Source organism: Flavobacterium hercynium, from assembly GCF_002217285.1.
GTDB lineage: Bacteria > Bacteroidota > Bacteroidia > Flavobacteriales > Flavobacteriaceae > Flavobacterium > Flavobacterium hercynium.
The window spans coordinates 1-21,221 of record NZ_MUGW01000010.1 but is presented as its reverse complement, the minus strand read 5'-3'; the positions used below and the strand labels follow the sequence as shown (position 1 = coordinate 21,221).

Sequence of the window (21,221 nt, the reverse complement as noted above, 5' to 3'; positions counted from 1 at the left end):
GTGGTTTGATTAAAGATTAGAAAACACGATATTTTTGATCCTGCAAACTATTCAAAGCATCCTGTTGTGGTTTGATTAAAGATTAGAAAACACGATATTTTTCTGATCCGGATGCCATCAGGTATTTTAGTTGTGGTTTGATTAAAGATTAGAAAACACGATATTCCTTCCCAAAAATTAAGAGGTGCAAGCTGGTTGTGGTTTGATTAAAGATTAGAAAACACGATATTAGTTGGCTTGTTTGCTTCTCATATACAATGGTTTATATACGAATATCGTTTAGAAAAATGCCTCTTTTATGCTTTGATAATTCATAATTGAGGCATTTTTTCAATTGTAGCGTTTATTTTTTGAATGGAGACAGTAAATGTTGTTTAAATAATCAGTGTCAGAATAATTCAAGTTGCGTCGGTTGAGGAGCTGAGGGTTGAGCTGCTTTTCCCCAAAAATTCAAAATATTGCCAAATTGTTTATCGGTTATTCGCAGTACGCTTACTTTTCCTAGGGGAGGTAAAAGTTTATGAATTCGCTTTTCATGAACATCGGCACTTTCGCTGCTTGCACAATGACGCACATATACAGAATATTGCATCATCGAAAATCCATCTTTCAATAAATTGGTTCTAAACCCAGATGCATTTCGCCTGTCTTTTTTTGTTTCTGTGGGGAGATCAAAAAAAACAAACAACCACATTATTCGATATCCGTTAAGCTCCATAATGCTGGATATTTAATTTTTTTCCTATTTCCTGTAAAGCATTGTTGGAGAGAACTAGCAGTCTTTTGTAAAGCAATCATCAAAGGACTTTTTTCATCCTTAAAATAAACTGTTCTGGTGAGAATTTGTAATAATTCAGCCTTGATAACCGTGTTTAAATCTTGTTCATCAAAACGCTGCATAATTTCATAAACTTTTTCATCGACAATAGGACGAAACGGTTCCATAATATCATCGGCAAGGGCAAAAGCATTATACTTGCTTTTATGATGAATGCCTAAGGTGTTTAATAATCCACTTCCCGAAAGTGCCCTTGCAGTTGCGGCTCTTAAAATGGCATAACCATAATTCAAAAAATTATTAGGATAGTCACCATAGCGTTCTCGCTTAATACCATCAAATTGTAAATTAGGCTGAGGGAAATGTTTCCAATATTGCTGTGCCGCAACCCCTTCCATATTAGAGGAATCACCACTTAAAACTTTACTGGCAAGAAACACAAAAGTGTTTTGTTTTGATTTCGTTATTTTTTCGAGTAATTGACCCTGATTTTTAATCTTTTCAATAATAGTTTGTTGCCACAATTGTTTCTTTAGTGGTATAGAAGCTTCAATTTGATTCTTGAATATTTCCTGCTGAATGTGATGACTGTTAAGATTCAGTAACATTCCATTAGGTAAATGATTCTTTCCGCAGATTATAATAGAAGTGTTATTCTCAACAAGTAAATTCACCGCAGGAATACTGAGGTAAATTTCGTTATGATCTAGAACCAGAAAACCTATATCTTCAATCGGGATAGTACTTTCCTTGATTTCTGATTTTAATACTAGTTGGTTATTTTTTGCTGTAATAGAAAACTTGTTTTCAATTAAAATAGTTCTTTTTAGCATAACTTTAATTATTTGTTTAAAGTTCTAGTTTAAAGTTCTTATTTTTTTACGGTTTTCCTCAGTTCAAGAATTTAGTTATTTTTTATACTAAACTTTGTATGCAATCTCTAACACATTAAAATCTTTTACTACAATATCGATCGTTTGTACGGAATTTTCTATAATTATTTAAAAAAAAGCAGAAGTTGGAAACATATAATGATAGCGCCGGATATTAATCCGGCGCTATCATTATAAATTAGGTAATAAACATCCATCGGGTCGGTAGATATTTTAATTTCAAGACAATAAGAGTGTATAAACTGTCTTCATAGGTTATCGTATTACTTCTAATGGCGCACCTGGTTTTGGGCGATAAAGGAACATTTTGTATTCAATCGATTTACCACTTTGTGGATCTTCTCTCATTAATGTAGAAAGATTAATATAATATTTATCGGTTTTGACTAAAGCGACCATTTTACCGCGGCCATAAAAGCGTAACATATATTGATCGAAAACAAAAGGAGCAAGTTCATTAACATCTTTCACCCATGCGTCTACTACCATTTGAGATTCATACATTTTGGTAACGTAATGAGCTTGCTCCATTTCAAATTGTTTTTTGTAATATTTAAAAGCAAGTGCATTTACATCTTTGGTATTGTAGTATTCTATTAGTTCTTTATAAAAAGCTTCTACTTCTTTTAGAAGTTTATCTTTATCTTCTTTGGTTAAATCGGCTCCATTTTGCCAACCTTCAATATCATTTTCATAAGGAGCAATTGCATCAAACTCTAAATTTACTTCGTAATACGGTAGTTTGCCTTTTTGTGCAGGCAATTCATAACGTAAGGCTTCTTTAAATTCGTTTACTTTTTCCAATACATATTCCCCATAGTTAATGCTGAGTTTTAAAGCTATATTTCCCATGTCGATTTCATGTCCCATATTATATTCTTTATCTACAGGTGGTGTCATGCGAATGGTGAGTTTTTGCTTTCCTGATTTTAGTATCGCATGATTAATAGGTTTAGAACCTGACATAATGCGAGGATTGTATTCTTCAAAGACTGGAAAATCATTGATCAAGGCTTCAAAGCTAAAATTAGCAGCCTTTTCTATGTGCAAAGTATATGTTGGGTTATAGTCATATCTTTTTACTTCGTTATAAATGTTGGTTACTTTTTTTACGTTTTCTTCGTTCGTAATGTCTTCTTTATTTATTTCTTTTTGAGCACAAGAAAATAAAAAACCAAAACAGAATAGGAGGGTATAAACTGTCTTCATAGGTTTATCGTATTACTTCTAGTGGAGCACCTGGTTTTGGGCGATAGAGGTACATATGATACCAAGTAGCTTCACTGGTTTCAGGGTCTTCTCGCATAAGTGTAGAAAGATTAATATAGTATTTATCAGTTTTCACTAAAGCGACCATTTTACCGTTACCATAAAAGCGCAGCATGTAGTGATCAAAAATAAAAGGAGCTGTTTCATTAATATCTTTTACCCATTCATCTACTACTATTTGAGACTCATACATTTTGGTCATATAGTTAGTTTGTGCAATTTCAAACTGTTTTTTGTAGTATTTAGAAGCAAGCGAATTTACGTCCTGCTTTTCATAATCTTGTATGATGTTTTTATAAAAATCTTCTACCTCTTTGAGCAGTTTGTCTTTATCTTCTTTGGTTAAATCTACGCCGCTTTGCCAGCCCTCGATATCCTCTTGATAGGACGCTATGGCATCAAACTCTAAATTGACTTCATAATAAGGCAGTTTGCCTTTTTGTTGGGGCAATTCGTATCGTAGAGCTTCTTTAAAGTCTTTTACTTTTTCTAACACATATTCTCCGTAATTGATGCTGAGTTTTAAGGCTATATTTTCCATGTCAATTTCATGCTCCATATTGTAATCTTTATCTACAGGAGGTGTCATACGAATGGTGAGTTTTTGTTTACCGGGTTTTAGTATAGCATGATTGATAGGTTTAGAACCAGAGATAACGCGAGGGTTGTATTCGATAAACATAGGATAATCATTGACTAAGGCTTCAAAAGTAAAATTGGCAGCTTTTTCTATGTGTAGCGTATAACTCGGGTTGTATTTGTATGTTTTTACTTGGTTGTAAATATTAGTTACTTTTTTTACGTTTTCTTCGTTCATAATATCTTCTTTATTTATTTGTTTTTGTGCACCAGAAAATAAAAAAGTAAAACAGAATAGGAGGGTGTAAACTGTTTTCATAGGTTATCGTATTACTTCTAGTGGAGCACCTGGTTTTGGGCGATGCAAATACATGTGGTACCAAACTGATTTACCAGTTTTTGGGTCTTCTCGCATAAGTGTAGAAAGATTAATATAATATTTATCAGTTTTGACTAGAGCTACCATTTTTCCGTCACCATAAAATCGTAGCATGTATTGATCGAAAATAAATGGTCTAGTTTCATTGACGTCTTTTACCCATTCGTCTGCTACTATTTGTGAATCATATATTTTGGTTTGATAATTGGTTTGTGCAACTTCAAATTGTCTTTTATAGTATTTTGAAGCAAGGCTATTTACATTTTTGGCATCATAGTATCCTATCAGTTCTTTATAAAATTCTTCTACTTCTTTGAGGAGTTTATCTTTATCTTCTTTGGTTAAATCGGCTCCATTTTGCCAGCCCTCGATATCGTTTTGATATGGGGCAATGGCATCAAACTCTAAATTTACCTCATAATAAGGCAGTTTGCCTTTTTGTACAGGCAGTTCATAGCGCAATGCTTCTTTAAATTGGTCCACTTTTTCCAAGACATATTCACCGTAATTAATGCTTAGTTTTAAAGCTATATTTTCCATGTCGATTTCATGCCCTATATTGTAGTTTTTATCTACAGGTGGTGTCATGCGAATGGTGAGTTTTTGTTTGCCTGGTTTTAGTATCGCTTCGTTAATTGGCTTAGAACCTGACATAATGTGAGGATTGTATTCTATAAAAATGGGAAAATCATTGACTAAAGCTTCAAATGTAAAATTGGCAGCTTTTTCTATGTGCAAGGTATAGGTTGGTTATATTCATACATTTTTACTTGGTTATAAATGTTGGTTATTTTTTTTACGTGTTCTTCATTCATAATGTCTTCTTTATTGATTTGTTTTTGTGCACAAGAAAATAAAAAAGCAAAACAGAATAGGAGGTTGTAAACTGTCTTCATAGGTTATCGTATTACTTCTAGTGGTGCACCTGGTTTTGGGCGGTAGAGATATATTGGGTATGCAGAAGCTTTACCTGTTTCTGGATCTTCTCGCATAAGTGCAGTGAGATTAATATAGTATTTATCGGTCTTGACTAAAGCGACCATTTTTCCATTACCATAAAAACGTAGCATGTACCCATTAAAAATAAAAGGGCGGTCATCATTAACATTTTTTACCCATGCGTCTACGACCATTTCAGATTCATATATTTTGGTTATATAATGAGTTTGTTCCATTTCGAATTGTCTTTTGTAGTATTTAGAGGCAAGAGCATTTACATCCTGATTTTCATAGTCTTGTATGATGTTTTTATAAAATTCTTCTACCTCCTTAAGGAGTTTGTCTTTGTCTTCTTTGGTTAAATCTACACCGTTTTGCCAGCCCTCGATATCCTCTTGATAAGGCGCGATAGCATCAAACTCTAGATTGACCTCATAATAAGGCAATTTGCCTTTTTGTTGGGGAAGTTCGTAGCGCAGGGCTTCTTTAAACTCGCTAACTTTTTGTAACACATATTCTCCGTAATTGATACTGAGTTTTAAGGTTATATTTTCCATGTCGATTTCATGTCCCATATTATACTCTTTATCTACAGGTGGTGTCATACGAATGGTGAGTTTTTGTTTACCAGGTTTTAGTATAGCATGATTGATAGGTTTGGAACCAGACATAACATGAGGATTGTATTCAATAAACATTGGATAATCATTGACTAAGACTTCAAAAGTAAAGTTAGCAGCCTTTTCGATATGCAGGGTATAGCTTGGGTTGTATTTGTATCTTTTTACTTCGTTGTAAATGTTAGTTACTTTTTTTACGTTTTCTTCATTCATAATGTCTTCTTTATTGATTTGTTTTTGTGCACCAGAAAATAAAAAAGTAAAACAGAATAAGAGTGTATAAACTGTCTTCATCATTTATCGTATTACTTCTAATGGAGCACCTGGTTTTGGACGATGCAACATAAGTCCATAATAAGTATAATTTCCTTTGGCATCCTCTCTCATTAATGAAGAATAATTGATGTAATATTTATCTGTTTTGACTAGAGCAACCATTTTTCCATTGCCAAAAAATCGCATAACATATTGATTGAAAATAAATGGTTTAGTATCATTAACATTTTTCATCCATGCATCAACTACTATTTGAGAATCATATATTTTAGTTTGATAGTGGCTTTGTGCAATTTCAAATTGTCTTTTGTAGTATTTTGAAGCCAATGCATTTACATCTTTGGCATCATAATATTTGATCAGTTCTTTATAAAAATCTTCTACTTCTTTGAGCAGTTTGTCTTTATCTTCTTTGGTTAAATCAACCCCGTTTTGCCAGCCCTCAATATCATTTTGATACGGTGCAATAGCATCAAACTCTAGATTGACCTCATAATAAGGCAATTTGCCTTTTTGTTGGGGAAGTTCGTAGCGCAGGGCTTCTTTAAACTCGCTAACTTTTTGTAACACATATTCTCCGTAATTGATACTGAGTTTTAAGGTTATATTTTCCATGTCGATTTCATGTCCCATATTATACTCTTTATCTACAGGTGGTGTCATACGAATGGTGAGTTTTTGTTTACCAGGTTTTAGTATAGCATGATTGATAGGTTTGGAACCAGACATAACATGAGGATTGTATTCAATAAACATTGGATAATCATTGACTAAGACTTCAAAAGTAAAGTTAGCAGCCTTTTCGATATGTAGGGTATAGCTTGGGTTGTATTTGTATCTTTTTACTTGGTTGTAAATGTTGGTTACTTTTTTTATGCTTTCTTCGTTCATAATGTCTTCTTTATTGATTTGTTTTTTTTGAGCGCAAACCATCAGGCTGTAACTCAATAATAGTGTGGTTAGTAGTTTTTTCATGATAGTAAGTATATTTTATCGGTTTGATAGTCCCATTGCAAAAAAGTGATGTCACCTTTGTACTCTTTTTTAGCATCAAGTATTGGTTTGTTTTGTTTTTTATCATATTCGTCGTTTATAATAAATATAGTTCCTGTGGCTGAGAAGGAGAGTTTAATTCCTTCAAATTCTATTTTTGTTTTCACAAAAAAGCCATTTTCATCGATACCGTACCAGTCTTTTACCCCAATTACGGCTTCAGCGGTACCATTATATTCAAAAGATGCTATCGTTTCGTAGCCGAGTGTTTTGTATTTGTTGGATATGTTTATCTTAAATTCTATAGCTGTTCTAATACTCGATCTGCCCGCTTTATGAAACTCTTTAAAACCCGCCAGTTTGTTGTACTGAAAATCGATAGTGGTGTCTATTTGCCCTGATACAACAAAGTTCAGGTTTACGGCACTCTGGTCGTCAGCCAGTATGTAGGTAAGACCGTCAATCGCTTTTAATACCGCATAAGCAATAGGGTGGCGCCTACATAAAAGCTCCAGAAGATCCCATTGTATGGCAACGCCCAAAAGGGGAGTGGCTTTGAGTTGAAGATCAACACCCACACCTAATCTGCCTTTCAGTTCCGGATGTTTTTTACCATCTATAGGATCACACGACCAGGAAGCAGCAGCAGCGATTTTAGGATATAGCATTTTGTATTCAACCGGTTTGCGTTGCAGTCTTCCCATCAAACCGTCAATATCTTTCTCATCCTTTGGGTTAAACGGTTTTTGATCAAATGTGCCGTCAAAAATGCTAATCAGGTTTTTTACAAGATCAATGTTGCTTTTGTAGCATTCGTACATTTGTCTGGCAAATTTGTCTGTCAACTCATTTTGTACAGCACCACCGTAATGTTCTTCTCCAAAGGAAAGTGTCATTCTTCTCAGGATATCAAAAACTTCTTTAAAGCTCGTTCCTTCACTTACCGGAGCTACAGCTGTTTGTTTTGGTTTTAGCTGATATTCGTCTGTAAAATGTTTTGCGGCACGATCGAGCGTTTCTTTTCTCCTTTGGTTCTCGTTGTTTACTTTTGGGGAGTTGCTTTCATTTACCTCAAAGTTGGCTTTATCTTTTTCGTCGGCGACATGCTGAAAGGTTTTAAGCGGAGCAAAAGTACCGCCCTTTCTGTTGAGTTTTTCTATATCATTTGCTTCGACATTGAACCCCACCTTTAGCGTCCATTTAATATCAGGGTATATCGCTATATTAATATCCTGCTGAAAAGCACAGGTGTCGGTACGAATCGATATTTTTTTGATATAACTTTGGCTTAAATCAGAAAGACTGCAATACTGCATGGCTTTCATAAAAGTGCTCATAGGATTCTCATCTTGCGGAATATCATAATTAAAAAAAGCATCAAACTCAACCTGATTTTCTCTGATGGCTACAATACCGGTTTCTTTCGAAACAACTTCTTTTTGAGTAGAGTTAAAGCCAAACAGGCTGCTGCTATGACTTGATGATGAGGTAAACAGTGGTTTTTCTTCTTTTTTAAGCAGGTGTTCCAGTCGGGAACCTGCTTTTGGCTGCAGTTCATAATCTAATGGAATAGCCAGTACGGCAATTTCATTGTTATGATGCGTGGGCTCTGTGTTACAATCTAAACTGTGAAAATCAATATCTAAAATGTATTTTTCTTTTTTTCCGGCTATGATCTCAACATCAAAATTGGTTATTGCTCTTTGCTTGTTTATCGCCGAATCAAACAGAACAAGTCCGCCCGCTTTGCCTTGTTTTTTTAATTCGATTTTGTCGTAACGGCAAGGTCTGAAACTTGAAATAAAGGTTTCTACTTTCCCTATAAAAGCGACATTGTTTACCGGTTTTCTTTTTTGTTCGTATTTTTCGCCATCCCATGCGATTAGCAATTGCTTATGTTCAGGTACAGGATATTTTTTCTCCGTGTACATACATTCTGCCGTAAGTAAAATTCCCTGACATCTTCCTCCATCAAACATCCAGTCATGATCGATTAAAACTGGAATTTGTGCTTTTTGAACATGGGTTTGCGATTCTCCGTCTATCTTAATTCCGCCTGAAACGCCTTTTATACCTTCTTCATTCTCTTTTAATTCAGCCGTCAGCACTTCACATTCAAAGCTTTCCATTTTACCGTCTGGTTTGGTATCATTGGGCTTGTATTTATCCTTGTCCCATAAGGTCACCGTAAGATCGACTCCAAACATGTCTATGGTGTAAATGTTGAGCAGTATTTTTGAGCCAAATTTTACCGTTGTCGTAATGGGATTTCCTTTAAAATCTGTCCAGACGACATTTATAATTTGTGGTGTTCCTTTGGCGCAGACGTATAAACCGAACGGCGTGTCTCCAATCGCAGGATCATTATCGGTAAAGGCTTCAACCCATGCAAAACCGCCACCAACAAGAAGTTTAGGGAAATTAAAATCTTTTTGGTAATGCTTAGGTATTCCGATGCTTAAATTCGGGTTGTGCTTCATGATTTTATTCTTCATACCATTTCCCACTACTTCCCAGCACCAGCTTAGGGTTGCCAGTTCCTCTTTTATTTGTTTGTCGTAAGCAGCTACATCTTCTTCATATTTTTTTTCTGCCAGTTTTCTTTTTGTGTGTCTTTCTACATAATAAATTCTATCCCCCTTATCAGGCATATCAAGAACTTCTTCCGGAGTTAGTTCGCGAAAAGGAGGTAATGGTTTTGGAACATTTTCATGAAAACATTCCGAAGGAACAATTTCTACTGTAAAAGTTCCGCAGGAAGAGAGCGTTAAACAGCCCATACTTTCATCGTATGTTTGACCGGAAACCAAAGGCATTTTAGGGATTATACGTAATTTTTGGCTCATATATTTTTAGTTACTTATACTTTAATTTTCAATCATCAGGCTTTTGTTATTAAGATCGTAGAAGTCCACACAGGGAAAGATTTCATGCAATATTTCGGGATTGCTGTCTTCGATTTGTTCTGCCATTTCGGGGGTTTGTCCGTGATCTTTTACGACAATACAATTCGGGCCTCCAATCGCACAGCCGGCCATACTGCTTTCTAATAATATTTTACCCCCGTTGGACAAAACTGTTTTTTCGTAAAAACCGGTCCACTGGGTAATGACCGTTTGACAAGGTAAATTACCATTCGAGGAAGGCTGTAGGGTACAGTTCCCAAAAGTGTTTTTTTTCATTGTCTTACCAATATCCTTATCGGTAGCAATGGGTTTGTCTTTTCCTTGCAGATCGTTGGCGAAATGCTTCGACTGTGCTTTTACCTGTAATTCATCGGTTTGTGGTTTTTCACTAAACTTGCATTGACAGAGTGCACCTTGTATTAAGTAGTGGTTTTTTTCCATGGATTTTGTCTATATTCGATTATTTTTTTCTTTTTTTTGAAAATAGAGAAGATGCGTTTCCACAAGCTTTTTTTAACATCTGGCGGATAAGGCCCGGGAATGTACAATTGAATAACTTTCGGTGGGGATCCCAAAATCATTTGATCTGATTTTTGTTTTTTTTTCGGTACAGCAATTGTCGAAATATCAAAAATGTAATCCTCGTCTTCAACTGGTATGGATGTTGGCGTTACTGGCACAGCCTTTTCCGTTTTAGCGGGTCTGAAAGTGGCACTCTCCGGCAGGTGATAAAGTTCTATTTTAACAGTTTTTTGTTTTTCTTCCTGCAAAGTGATTTGGTATTCAGCCACGATCGAAAAAATACTATTGTCTTCACTGTACAATTGATATTCTACATTCATTTCAGAATGAACTGGTTTTACTTTAACTCCTGCTAAGGTGTTTTTTGGGAAAGTACGATGCTGTAAGATTTCCTGAATCGATCTTTTGTCAACGGCACTGCCTTTTAGCTTAATGACAATTTTATCGGTGGCAGTGTAGTTTTCTTCTAAAGACTGTTCGACTCCGTAACGAATGTGTTTATTTCCTAATACGGGTGATTTCCAAAAATAATCCAGCGATTCATTGTGCTGATAAGTGGTGTAAATAGGTCTAAAATAAAGATCGAAGAACCAGGTTTCGTAAAGAGAAGTTGTTAATACCGTTTTGTTGTATAGCAGTTTTTCGGTCTTCTGGAGAAGAGCAGATATTATTTTTCCTTTGTAATAAAGGGATAAGTTGTCCTTAATTTTCTTCCATCGCTGTTTGATGTCGGCATGATTAAGTATTTCCAGCAACAGATTTTCATCACTGACTTTTAGTTTCAGTGGGTAAAGTGCTTGTGAACATAAATCTGCTATCTGTTCTGTTTGAGAAGCAGCAATAGCATTGTCCAGATAAACTGTTTTTCTATCGACTTCAAAAATAAAACCGTCCTGAGCGTAACTGTGGGAACTGTCAACGGCTATTTCATAAGCTATAGTATGAACTAATTTGTTGTTCTCAAAAACCTGACAGGTATAACCGTAGGCTCTTGTTTCTTTAAAAGGAGTAAAATCTAGTGTAGTATCTTTTTCTAAGAAAACTTTTTTTAAATCTGACATAATTACTGTAATTAAGCAACTCTTAATTACCTGTAATACATGACCATAAAAAAAATAAAACCCACAAACGACCCGTTATTCGAGATTATAAAAATAGTCAGGAATTACGGGTAAATCGGGTTTGGAATTGCTGCAAGATAAGATGTTTTTCTTACTTTTTAGCTGTGGGATATAAAGAATTTTCTAGTTTTTTTATAATTTTCTGATTTCGAGTAAGTTGATTATGAGTTATGAATTATGAATTGTGAGTTGTGAAATGTGAATTGACAATTCTTGACTCTCAACAACAAACTCTCAACAACAAACCACAAACCCAAAACCACAAACTATTTTTTCCTGCCTAACCAGATTAAAAAACCGCTTATAGGTAAGGTTGCAGCAAAAAGACAAACTAAAAAGGCTAGTATTTTGGTTGGATATCCGTAAATACTTCCGGTGTGGATGGGGTAAATTAAGCGCCTTACTTTATCTCCTGTTGAGAACAATTCATAAGGTCTTGATTCTATATTTTTAGCTGTATAGCGATCAAAATAGGCAGCGCTGGCCTGATTAGGAACTGCTTTTTCCAGATTTTCTTTAATAACAAAAATACTATTGATGCTGTCATTAGGCATTCTGATTTGCGTATTGCCTTTGTACGGAAAGATACTATCAGTTGCTTTTAAAATACGATCATAAAAAGCGGTTTGATTTAGTTTAGGATCTTCTTTGGTTGGGTTTTTTACCTTCGTAGATGGTTTTTTGGTTGTACCGTCGGCAAGAAGGTAAATTCCACTTTCAAACCATTTAAAAGACCATGTTAAACCTGTTAAGCAAATGATGAGAAGTACCAGAAAGCTATAAAATCCAAAAGTAGAGTGAAAGTCCCAATTGACTCTTTTAAAAGAAGCATTCCATTTAACGGTCAAACGCTGTTTGAGATGTTTTATCTTTTTTGGCCACCATAGTATCATTCCGGAGATCAATAAGAAAACAAAAATCAATGCGGAACAACCGGTGATAAATTTTCCAAAATCACCCATAATCAAATGACGGTGCAGGTCTAAAACAACCGAAAAAAAGCGGCTCTTTTGAGGTACAGCTGCCAGGACTTTTCCGGTATAAGGATCAATAGAAAACAGTATCGATTTTCCTTTGGTATTTTTGCCTAGAATTCGGAGTGTACGATCAGGAGCATTAAAGGTGTAAATGCGGTTTATTTTTTCGACAGCATGCTGTTTTTGAAGAATAGCAACACAGTAATCAATTGTTTTTTTAGGTGCTGCAACAGTAGCGACAGTATAAAATTCAGGATTGACATACGCATCAATTTCATCTTCAAAAACCAAAAGACTACCTGTTAATGCTACAATAAAAACTACAAGCCCGGAACCAAGTCCGAGCCATAAATGTAGTTTTCCTATATTTTTTTTCAATGTTTTATTCATATAAATTCTTTGCTGGAATTCAAATATAGTAAAGTGTTTTTTAAAATGAATACCCAAGTGTCAGCATCCAGTTTTTTGGAGCACCCGGAAACAAACGAATATAATCATAACCACCAACCCAATAGGTTTTATTGGTAATATTGTTGGCATTAAGCTGTATTTTAAATTTATTGATGTTGTAGTACAAAGCTGCGTTAAACAAGGTGTAACCCGGAATAGTCTGCGTTGCATTGTTGCTTAAATTACGCGTGGTAACAAAATTAGATCCCATAGCAATTCCGAAGTCTTTTAAGGCTCCATAAGTAAAATTGTAGCGTGTCCAGATGTTTCCCTGTTGAACCGGAGTATTTGGTTTTTGTCTGCCAATTTCTTCTACTATCGGACTCTCTGTGATATGCGCTTCATTATACGAGTACGCTACAGATACGCTCCATTCGCGTGTAATGTTTCCGTTAACATCAATTTCAATTCCTTTTGATTCTTCTTTACCAATCGCTCTCAGTAAATCGATATTAGCTGGATCGTTAGCACTGTACAACGTGTTTTTTTGTTCAATTTTAAACAAAGCAAGCGTTACAAATAATTTTTCTTTAAACCAGGACGATTTACCTCCAAATTCAACCATATTACTTGTTAATGGATCAAAAGGTCCTCCCGCATTTGGATTCGATAAAGAAGAAGCTGTTTGAGGATTATATCCCTGAACATACGTACCATAAAGGTTAATGTTTGGATTTACGGTATATGTCAAACCAAAACGTGGTAAAAACGAATGTTGTTTTACTTTGTTTTCATTGTCTTTGGTGTAATTTTCTCTATCTGAGTACTCATCATAACGAATTCCCAATAAGGCTTGAAAAGCGCCAAATTTAATATGATCCTGAACATAAACGCCATACAATGAGTAATAGGTTGGGTCAAAAGGACGCGCCTGATAAAAATACTTACTCATGTCCTTCAATTGTTGTGATCCTGTTGGATTACTAAGATTAAAGTGTGCTACGTTAGGAACAGGATTTCCCTGAGCATCTAATAAGTAGGCACTTTTATTGTTAGGATTATAAGTCGCAATAGATCCTGTGTTGTCAGCATTTCTGTATCCTGTTGCCTGTAATTGAGAACCTCCTGCCGGAACTTGTTCTTGTGCATAATCATAACCTGCAATCAAATTATGGCTTAGTGCACCGGTTTTAGCTTCATACTTTAAAAAGCTCGAAAGATTGTCAATATAGCGCTTACGCTTACGCATAAAAACCTGCATTTCAATAGCTGTTGGAATAGTGGTTCCATCAGCATTTACAGCATATTTGTTTGCACCACGATGCTCTAACAGGTCTTCGTTGTAACCTGTACGAATATAAGAAGCAGAGAAAGATAAACGATCTGTAAATTGGTGATTTAAAGATGTTGTTACGATATACGTTTCCTCATTCAGGTAATCGTTGGTTGAGTTCAATGATTGAGATGTTTTCGTCGAATAAAGATTGTTCTCATAAGTAGACTGACCACGATCTAGTATACTTTTTGAGCTCGTATAAATTAAATCGAAATTTACACTTGTTTTATCATTAGGTAAAAACGAAAGAGAAGGAGCAAAGACAAGATTTTTATCAAATTGTAAATCTCTAAAACTATTCGCATTTTCGTAACCAAGATTCAAACGGTACAAAAGTGATTTATCTTCCGTTAGCGGTCCGGTAAAGTCAGCTAAAGCTCTTAAAGTATTAAAACTTCCTGTAGAAAAACTAACACTGTTTGCAGCCTGATCTAATGGTTTTTTAGTTACACGGTTTAACACTCCACCCGGAGAAGCATTACCAAACAAAGCCGATGACGGTCCTTTTAAAACTTCTACGCGTTCTAAGTAATTTGCTAATGGCTGTTTCCAGAATCCGGTTGAAGTTCTTAATCCGTTTAGCAATTGTGTGTTACTTCCTCCATTAATTCTAAATCCTCTAATCGAAATATCATCGTAAAAAGTAAATTGACTTACACCACTAAAGTTTTTAACGATTTCACCCACACGAATCGAGCCCTGATCTGCAATTAATTCCTTAGTTGCATACGAAACAGCCTGAGGCAAATCTTTTAAAGCTATTTCGGTTTTAGCTCCAATAAATGATTTTGTATTTCGGTATGATTTTTCTTTACGGCCTGTAATTTCAACCGTTTGCAGCGTATTAATGTTTTCTTTTAAAACAATGTTAAGTTCTAGTTTTTCATTCTCCTGTAAGTCAACTGTTTTTTCCTGAGTAGAAAATCCCATTCCAGTAAAAACTAATGTATAAGTTCCCGGAGTTAAATTGTTAAACTGAAAATAACCTTTTTCATCGGCAGTTGCGCCTTTTTTAAGATTTTTGACAGATACAGCAGCGAAAGAAACTGCTCCATTATTTTCGGAATTTATTGTTCCCGTAATTTGTGAATTTTGTGCATGCCCAATGCTAAAAAAAGCAAGCAGCACAAACAGATAAGTAAATTTCATGGCGGTTATTTAAATTTTAGTGGTGCAAATTTATCGTTATTTAGATTAAATACAAATAATAAAGATTAATCTCATTTTTTGAAATCGGATCATTGCAGAGCGATAATGTGCCAGAAATTGAAGTTAGATAAGATAAAATTTTCCATTTAAAAAAAAGTCACTTCTAGTTTTAAATGCTTTATTTTGTGTGTTTTATGTTTATTTTTTATTGTTTTGTTTTCTTCTGTATAATTGAAAAAAGGATATTAATTACAACGCACCAGAAGAAAAAAGCAGGGTGTAAACAACGAAAATTACTTACCTGAAAGTAACTTATTTTATTTCGTATGTAAGATAATTTTGTAAAATAGACTTTGAAAATCCATGTAAATAACTGTTTTTATTGCTTAATCATTCATTAAAATACCGTAAATTAGTGTAAAAAGCACTTTACAATTATCACTTTAAATCTTACTATGTACCTAAAATATTTAATTACGTTCTGCATTTTAATTTCGTTTAATGCTAATGCTCAATTATTCGAACACGATAAAGATTTTCGTGCAGCCGATTCTCTTTTAAAAGAAGCTAGTTTTTCTGTCCACCGCGACAATTATTTCTTATCCGGAGTACCCTTAAATGGTCCCATTACCAGAAACTCTGCCGATGTAAAATATCAGGTTAGTTTTAAACAGCGATTAAATTCAAAACCAATTTTAGGCGGTTTTTTTCCGTACTTAATGTATACACAAAAAGCATTTTGGGATATCTATGCCAATTCAAAACCCTTTGCAGAAATTAATTTTAATCCGGGTATTGCACTTGTTCGTCCTTTTTATCTTGCCGGTGGAAGATTAACGTATGGAACAATATCCTTTGAACACGAATCAAACGGAAGGGATTCTATTTATTCCCGAACGTGGAATATGCTTGCCTTTTCTTTAAAATCGCAAATTTCTCCACGCTGGACAGTGGGATTGCGAGGCTGGTTTCCGTTAGTAGATAAAGACGATAATCCCAATCTAACCAATTATGTTGGTTATGGTGAAGCAAGTGCTTCTTACCAGATCAAACCGGGGCGCTGGAGTGCAGATGTTTTGTTTAGAAAAGGAAGCGGATTACTGAATTATGGTTCGTTGCAAACACAGCTAAACTGGAAACCGTATGCAAACGAGAATTACTATCTTACACTTCAATGGTTTGTTGGTTATACCGAAAGTTTAATAGATTATCAGAGACAGGATAGTATGCTTCGTTTAGGATTTGTCATCAAGCCCGAAAATATGAGTATTTTTTAGAAAATTCAAAACGGAATATAAAAGAGCACGAAATAAAGACCAATTTTTTGGTGTCGTTCGTTTTTACTTATATTTACCACAAATAACCAGTACAAATGAAAATAAAAACCAACATAACGCGCTATAGTAATGTCATTCTTTTTTTAGGAATTTTTCTTTTTTCGATTCCATCAAAAGCGCAAAATGAAACTTACGCTGTTCCATCGAAACAAGATATTGCCGATACAACTTTTGTCAATTTAAAAGACTACAGTAGGGATTTTATTTATGACATGAAATATGCTACAGAAGATAATTTCTTAAAAGCAAAAGTATACGATTGTGCTGAGTGTTTTCTACGCCTAAAAACGGTTAAAGCTTTGATTGCAGCCAATAATGATTTTATGAAAAAAGGTTTTAAAATAAAGCTTTACGATTGTTATAGACCTTTATCTATTCAGAAAAAAATGTTTGTGCTTGTTCCAAAACCAGAGTATGTAGCAGATCCAAAAAAAGGCTCCATCCACAATAGAGGAGGAGCCGTTGATATTTCATTAGTCGATGCTAAAGGTAAAGAAGTTGAAATGGGCACTTCTTTTGATTTCTTCGGATTTCAGGCAAGTCACAATTATACTAATCTTCCTGATGCTGTAAAAGCAAACAGAAAATTTCTAAAAAAAGTGATGATCGAAAACGGATTCAATTCTTTTGATTCAGAATGGTGGCATTATAATTTAAAAACAGGTTTAAAAGATAAAGTCTCCAATCAAAAATGGAATTGCGAATAAACTATTCCACGCAACGAATATTGTCTATGAAGTATGTATTGGGCTTATACGTTTTTTTAGTAAGCTCAGAAACCAATTCACGCTTCACAATATAGTCCTCTGTATTCGTTAAATACTTTACTCTCATAATGCTGATAGGCGAATTTTTAAGTTCCTCAAAATTATCTTTCAGGAACATAAAAATCCCTGTTGTAATACGGTTGTCAGAACCTTTTTCGCCCTGAATAAACGTACCACAGTTTTCTTTATCGATATGAATTAAAGTAACAATTTTTCCGTTTTCTAATTGTAAAAAAATCTTTGAGTTTTTATCAAAACAATTTGCTTTTATAAACGTATTGCTTTTTTGAATAAGCTGTAGATTCAAAGTTGGTAAACCATCTGTTTGTGCCAATGAAAAGAAAAGATAATCAAATGTTCCCCCAAAGTTTTTCTCACTAATCATATATTCGTTAGTTACTTTGTAAGTTCCGATAGAGTCTTTTACGTTAGCACTGTATTCACATGGTTTTTGAGCAAATGCACAAAGATTTAATAGAAAAAAAGTTAATGTAATTAGTTGTTTCATTTTTAAGTAATTTTTCTGCAAATTAAAACTATTTTGTTATCATTTTTATCAGTTGTAAAAAAACAATAAACATTTCCGCCACTTTTTATTTTCCATTTTTTTCTAATGTTCTCTACAGTGTCCGGAAAATTTCGTGTTGTAACATTGGCCTGCTGATTCGCTAGTGCCGTTTTCATCTCATTTTTACTGTACGGAATGACCTGTTCAGTTTCAAAAGTTCTTCCCGGAAAATCAATTAAAACTTCAGATGTATATAAGTGCGAGTGCTTATGCAATTTATCTAAATTAAAAACTGCACTTACCTGATCAAATCCTCCCGATTTCATGATCGCTGCATTGGGTTCATAGACAAATTTTTGAGGAAGATCGAAAGTTGCAAAAGTGTTTTCGCTGTCTAAAACAAATTCAAAAGTTTCTGTTGTATCTTTTAGAATATTAGCCGTTTTGATAGTGATATCGCCTTGATACTGATTGTGAATTTCGAAAAGCAATTCTTTTACTTCATTCTCTAAGGCAACAATATGAATGTTTTTGACGAATTTTAATTCCGATAAGCCAGCAGAAATATCCAATAATGGTGCTGTTTTAATTAATACAGCATTCGCTTTTTCAAAATAGAAATCTAATAATTCAGGAACATTGGGTAAACAATCCCGGAGCATAAAGACTTTTCCTTTCGCATCATTTCTGCGTGAAGGATCAATATAGATCCAGTCAAAATTTTGATTGGTTTCGCTTAATACATCCGTAGAATCATTGTTGTGAAAAGTACAATTTTCTACTTTTAAACAATCAAAATTATGCTTTACAATGGCAGATAAATCAGAATTGATTTCGCAATGCGTAATGCTCTCGAACTTTTTGGAAAAGTAATAATCATCTACACCAAAACCTCCGGTAAGATCAATTAAGGTCTTTCCGGAAATAAGGGAGGCTTTATAGATTGCTGTTTTTTCAGAAGAAGTCTGTTCTACAGAAACTCTGCTGGGATAAATAATATTTTCTGTCGAAAACCACGTTGGCAATTTCTCTTTTGCTTTCGTTTTGGCTTCAATCTGATTTAGAATTGAAATCCATTCTACTTCTGGAAACGGATTCTTTTGAAGCGCTAATTTAGCAACGGAAATACCACAATTTTGAGTTATAAATTCTTGTATGTTTTTATTTAAAATCGATTCGTTCAATGCTAGATTCTTTCGGTTAATACGGAGACAATTTTGTTGTCAGGAAAAAATTCTTTTAAAATTACTTTTATCATCGTAAAAACCGGAATGGCGATAATCATTCCCACAATTCCAAAGGTAATTCCGCTTATTAAAATAATTAAGAAAATTTCTAACGGGTGCGAATTTACACTTTTTGACGAAATGATAGGTTGGCTAATGTTATTATCAATAGCCTGAACAATCAAAAATCCTATTACGACATAAATAGTTGTAGGTAAAATTTCAGTTCTGAAATCCTGACCAATTAAACTAATCATCGTTAATATAGCGGCTAATATGGTACCTATAATCGGACCCAAATAAGGAATGATATTTAGGATCGCACATAAAAAGGCAATTACAAAAGCGTTTTTATTTCCAAATATGATTAGTACAATAAGGTACAAAATAAAAACAACGGTTAGCTGCAGCAATAATCCGATAAAATAACGGGTTAAAAAATGGTTGATCTTAATTACTGAGTTTATGATCTTGTCTTCGTTGTGATCCGGCAAAATTTTTCTGGCATTTGATTTAAAGTTGTCCTGATCTTTTACAAGGAAAAAAGTAATAAAAAATACAGAAACTAATCCCATTCCCATATCGGCAACAAATATCATAATAGAATTAATGAAGTTGGTAAAATAGCTAAAATCCATCATTGACGTAACTTTAGGGTTGTTAAGTACTTTATTAAAATCTAAATGCTGAATATTAAAGTAAGCTTCGATACTGCGTTCTGTTTCAATAAATTGTTTCTGGAGGCTATTGGTGTCTAAAAGTGATAAGTTATTGGCTTGAGATATAATTAGAGGTACAAATAGCAATATAAAGCCAACGATTAATAATACAAACAGAATTATAGTGACGGATGCTGCTAAGGAATTTCCGAATTTGAGTTTGTTTTTTAAAAACTGAACCAGCGGATTAGCAATAAGGCATAACAATAAGGAAATGCATAAATAAACAATTACAGTTTGTATTTCGTATAAAAAATACAAAACAATTCCGACTACTAGTATAGTGGCTAAGGCTCTTAATATTCCGTTTGAAATGACTTTCGATGTGATCATAATTTAAGTTTAGAATATAAATGTAGTCAAAAGCTTTGGGAATTTTAGTATTGAGCACAAAAAAAGCGAGATGGTTAAATCTCGCTTTTAGTATTACAATTTTTATTTTTTAGATTCCAAATGCCGCTCTTGGACCACCTGTTGCGAAAATAGCTGCGATTCTGCTTTTTTGACCGTTTGTAAACATGTACATAGCGTTGTCATTTACATAATCCATATAGTTCATTGTCATTTCTACAGGAGTTCCTGAGCATGTGCTGTAATGTGGATATGCTGGCGCACCATAGTTTTCTTCATTATGTGTTGGAGTATCACTTACTAAATCACTTCCGCAAGTAGCATCTCCCCAAATATGGCGTAAATTCAACCAGTGACCCACTTCATGAGTACCTGTTCTTCCTAAGTTAAATGGCGCATTGGCAGAACCTGATAAACCAAAATATTTAGGGTCAATAACAACACCGTCAGTAGCAGCAGCTCCTCCTGGAAATTGCGCATAACCTAATATACCGCTACCAATAACCGCTGACCACATGTTAAGTTTCGTTGTTGGAGATGTTGGCGCAAGACCACCTTGAGCTACTTTTTTCATAGCATCATTATATCCCCATGAAGATTTTGTTGTAGATTTTCTAATTACCTGATCTAAAACAAATCTAATTCCTACGTTTGCTTTTACGCCAGAGAATAGTGCAGGAACATTTGCAAAATCAGGGTTTGTTGCATTAAAATCTTTGTTTAATACATCAATCTGAGATTGAATTTGTGTATTGGAGATGTTTTCTGCTGTAGTTCTGTACAATACATTTACTACAACCGGAATTTCAATAACACCGTTTACTAAACGGCCTGTTAGTAGGTTTTTGGCTGTAAAAGCCTCAATTTCATTCATTCTAATAGCAAGAGTAGGATCTGCTTTTAGTTGTGCAGCTAATACTTCCTGAGAAGCACATCCGCGATGTGCAGCAACAGCGCTTAAGTTAGAATCTGCAGATTCAGATTGATCATTTTGACAAGAAAACAGCAGTAAGGCTGCGATTGCAGAAAAAAGAACCTTTTTCATAATAGTTTGGGTTTTTTGTTAAAAAAATTACATTTGGTTAATAATTGAAACAATTTTATAACAAAAAAATTATGCGACAAAATATTTATATTAAAAATTTTGTGATAAATCTTACAATCCCTTGTGTTGTCTGGTTCTTAC

18 protein-coding genes and 1 CRISPR repeat array (1 of these 19 running past the window's edge) are annotated in these 21,221 nt (G+C 34.3%); of the genes, 2 read left to right on the top strand and 16 right to left on the bottom strand.

The window, feature by feature from the left end:
• Positions 1-230: a CRISPR direct-repeat array (repeat unit 36 nt; unit sequence GTTGTGGTTTGATTAAAGATTAGAAAACACGATATT) (it extends 2,309 nt beyond the left edge of the window).
• 158 nt (positions 231-388) lie between these two features.
• From cas2 to B0A66_RS05250, 12 genes are all read right to left on the bottom strand, one after another.
• Positions 389-718: a CRISPR-associated endonuclease Cas2 gene (cas2, locus tag B0A66_RS05305; RefSeq protein WP_089048843.1), complete on the bottom strand. Its 330-nt coding sequence runs from the start codon at positions 716-718 to the stop codon at positions 389-391.
• Entirely contained in the window at positions 694-1,611 is a 918-nt protein-coding gene (gene cas1 / locus B0A66_RS05300; protein ID WP_089048821.1) for a type II CRISPR-associated endonuclease Cas1, read from the bottom strand. The genes cas2 and cas1 overlap by 25 nt, the downstream gene beginning before the upstream one ends.
• Before the next feature lie 315 nt (positions 1,612-1,926).
• A complete protein-coding gene (locus tag B0A66_RS05295; protein WP_089048820.1) occupies positions 1,927-2,880 on the bottom strand; it encodes a hypothetical protein in 954 nt (317 codons plus the stop codon).
• A gap of 4 nt (positions 2,881-2,884) precedes the next feature.
• A complete protein-coding gene (locus B0A66_RS05290) occupies positions 2,885-3,757 on the bottom strand; it encodes a hypothetical protein (RefSeq protein ID WP_089048819.1) in 873 nt (290 codons plus the stop codon).
• A gap of 84 nt (positions 3,758-3,841) precedes the next feature.
• A complete protein-coding gene (locus tag B0A66_RS05285; RefSeq protein WP_123868210.1) occupies positions 3,842-4,636 on the bottom strand; it encodes a hypothetical protein in 795 nt (264 codons plus the stop codon).
• Positions 4,637-4,797: 161 nt separating this feature from the next.
• On the bottom strand, positions 4,798-5,754 hold the full coding sequence (locus B0A66_RS05280) for a hypothetical protein (RefSeq protein ID WP_089048817.1): 957 nt from the start codon (positions 5,752-5,754) through the stop codon (positions 4,798-4,800).
• A complete protein-coding gene (locus tag B0A66_RS05275) occupies positions 5,755-6,708 on the bottom strand; it encodes a hypothetical protein (protein WP_123868209.1) in 954 nt (317 codons plus the stop codon).
• Entirely contained in the window at positions 6,705-9,572 is a 2,868-nt protein-coding gene (locus B0A66_RS05270) for a hypothetical protein (protein WP_089048815.1), read from the bottom strand. The genes B0A66_RS05275 and B0A66_RS05270 overlap by 4 nt, the downstream gene beginning before the upstream one ends.
• A 21-nt stretch (positions 9,573-9,593) precedes the next feature.
• On the bottom strand, positions 9,594-10,073 hold the full coding sequence (locus B0A66_RS05265; RefSeq protein ID WP_089048814.1) for a DUF4280 domain-containing protein: 480 nt from the start codon (positions 10,071-10,073) through the stop codon (positions 9,594-9,596).
• Entirely contained in the window at positions 10,052-11,215 is a 1,164-nt protein-coding gene (locus tag B0A66_RS05260) for a hypothetical protein (RefSeq protein WP_089048813.1), read from the bottom strand. The genes B0A66_RS05265 and B0A66_RS05260 overlap by 22 nt, the downstream gene beginning before the upstream one ends.
• A 326-nt stretch (positions 11,216-11,541) precedes the next feature.
• Positions 11,542-12,630: a PepSY-associated TM helix domain-containing protein gene (locus tag B0A66_RS05255; protein WP_244283390.1), complete on the bottom strand. Its 1,089-nt coding sequence runs from the start codon at positions 12,628-12,630 to the stop codon at positions 11,542-11,544.
• Positions 12,631-12,682: 52 nt separating this feature from the next.
• Positions 12,683-15,127: a TonB-dependent receptor gene (locus B0A66_RS05250; RefSeq protein ID WP_089048811.1), complete on the bottom strand. Its 2,445-nt coding sequence runs from the start codon at positions 15,125-15,127 to the stop codon at positions 12,683-12,685.
• A 455-nt stretch (positions 15,128-15,582) separates the two neighbouring features.
• Here B0A66_RS05250 and B0A66_RS05245 point away from each other — a divergent pair, with 455 nt between their 5' ends.
• Both B0A66_RS05245 and B0A66_RS05240 read left to right on the top strand, forming a co-directional pair.
• Positions 15,583-16,404 (top strand): phospholipase A, encoded by an 822-nt coding sequence (locus tag B0A66_RS05245; protein ID WP_089048810.1) that lies wholly within the window; start codon positions 15,583-15,585, stop codon positions 16,402-16,404.
• A gap of 95 nt (positions 16,405-16,499) precedes the next feature.
• Positions 16,500-17,171 carry a M15 family metallopeptidase gene (locus tag B0A66_RS05240; protein ID WP_089048809.1) on the top strand — a complete coding sequence of 224 codons (672 nt, stop codon included), beginning with the start codon at positions 16,500-16,502 and terminating at the stop codon, positions 17,169-17,171.
• A gap of 1 nt (position 17,172) precedes the next feature.
• Here the strand turns inward: B0A66_RS05240 and B0A66_RS05235 are convergent, their stop codons facing one another.
• The 4 genes from B0A66_RS05235 to B0A66_RS05220 form a co-directional block, all read right to left on the bottom strand.
• Positions 17,173-17,739 carry a hypothetical protein gene (locus tag B0A66_RS05235; protein ID WP_089048808.1) on the bottom strand — a complete coding sequence of 189 codons (567 nt, stop codon included), beginning with the start codon at positions 17,737-17,739 and terminating at the stop codon, positions 17,173-17,175.
• A gap of 2 nt (positions 17,740-17,741) precedes the next feature.
• The gene (locus B0A66_RS05230; RefSeq protein ID WP_089048807.1) at positions 17,742-18,923 is read right to left on the bottom strand and encodes a class I SAM-dependent methyltransferase; all 1,182 of its coding nucleotides are present in this window, start codon (positions 18,921-18,923) and stop codon (positions 17,742-17,744) included.
• Between the two features lie 2 nt (positions 18,924-18,925).
• Positions 18,926-20,017 (bottom strand): AI-2E family transporter, encoded by a 1,092-nt coding sequence (locus tag B0A66_RS05225; protein WP_089048806.1) that lies wholly within the window; start codon positions 20,015-20,017, stop codon positions 18,926-18,928.
• 109 nt (positions 20,018-20,126) lie between these two features.
• Positions 20,127-21,080 (bottom strand): zinc metalloprotease, encoded by a 954-nt coding sequence (locus tag B0A66_RS05220; protein WP_089048805.1) that lies wholly within the window; start codon positions 21,078-21,080, stop codon positions 20,127-20,129.
• Positions 21,081-21,221 lie beyond the last annotated feature (141 nt).

Bases quoted from the DNA above. Each gene is read 5' to 3' on its own strand.
- B0A66_RS05270 (WP_089048815.1), bottom strand. From the start codon at position 9,572: ATGAGCCAAAAATTACGTATAATCCCTAAAATGCCTTTGGTTTCCGGT.
- B0A66_RS05225 (WP_089048806.1), bottom strand. From the start codon at position 20,017: ATGATCACATCGAAAGTCATTTCAAACGGAATATTAAGAGCCTTAGCC.
- B0A66_RS05235 (WP_089048808.1), bottom strand. From the start codon at position 17,739: ATGAAACAACTAATTACATTAACTTTTTTTCTATTAAATCTTTGTGCA.
- cas2 (WP_089048843.1), bottom strand. From the start codon at position 718: ATGGAGCTTAACGGATATCGAATAATGTGGTTGTTTGTTTTTTTTGAT.
- B0A66_RS05220 (WP_089048805.1), bottom strand. From the start codon at position 21,080: ATGAAAAAGGTTCTTTTTTCTGCAATCGCAGCCTTACTGCTGTTTTCT.
- B0A66_RS05250 (WP_089048811.1), bottom strand. From the start codon at position 15,127: ATGAAATTTACTTATCTGTTTGTGCTGCTTGCTTTTTTTAGCATTGGG.
- B0A66_RS05275 (WP_123868209.1), bottom strand. From the start codon at position 6,708: ATGAAAAAACTACTAACCACACTATTATTGAGTTACAGCCTGATGGTT.
- cas1 (WP_089048821.1), bottom strand. From the start codon at position 1,611: ATGCTAAAAAGAACTATTTTAATTGAAAACAAGTTTTCTATTACAGCA.
- B0A66_RS05290 (WP_089048819.1), bottom strand. From the start codon at position 3,757: ATGAACGAAGAAAACGTAAAAAAAGTAACTAATATTTACAACCAAGTA.
- B0A66_RS05295 (WP_089048820.1), bottom strand. From the start codon at position 2,880: ATGAAGACAGTTTATACCCTCCTATTCTGTTTTGGTTTTTTATTTTCT.
- B0A66_RS05245 (WP_089048810.1), top strand. From the start codon at position 15,583: ATGTACCTAAAATATTTAATTACGTTCTGCATTTTAATTTCGTTTAAT.
- B0A66_RS05240 (WP_089048809.1), top strand. From the start codon at position 16,500: ATGAAAATAAAAACCAACATAACGCGCTATAGTAATGTCATTCTTTTT.
- B0A66_RS05265 (WP_089048814.1), bottom strand. From the start codon at position 10,073: ATGGAAAAAAACCACTACTTAATACAAGGTGCACTCTGTCAATGCAAG.
- B0A66_RS05260 (WP_089048813.1), bottom strand. From the start codon at position 11,215: ATGTCAGATTTAAAAAAAGTTTTCTTAGAAAAAGATACTACACTAGAT.
- B0A66_RS05280 (WP_089048817.1), bottom strand. From the start codon at position 5,754: ATGATGAAGACAGTTTATACACTCTTATTCTGTTTTACTTTTTTATTT.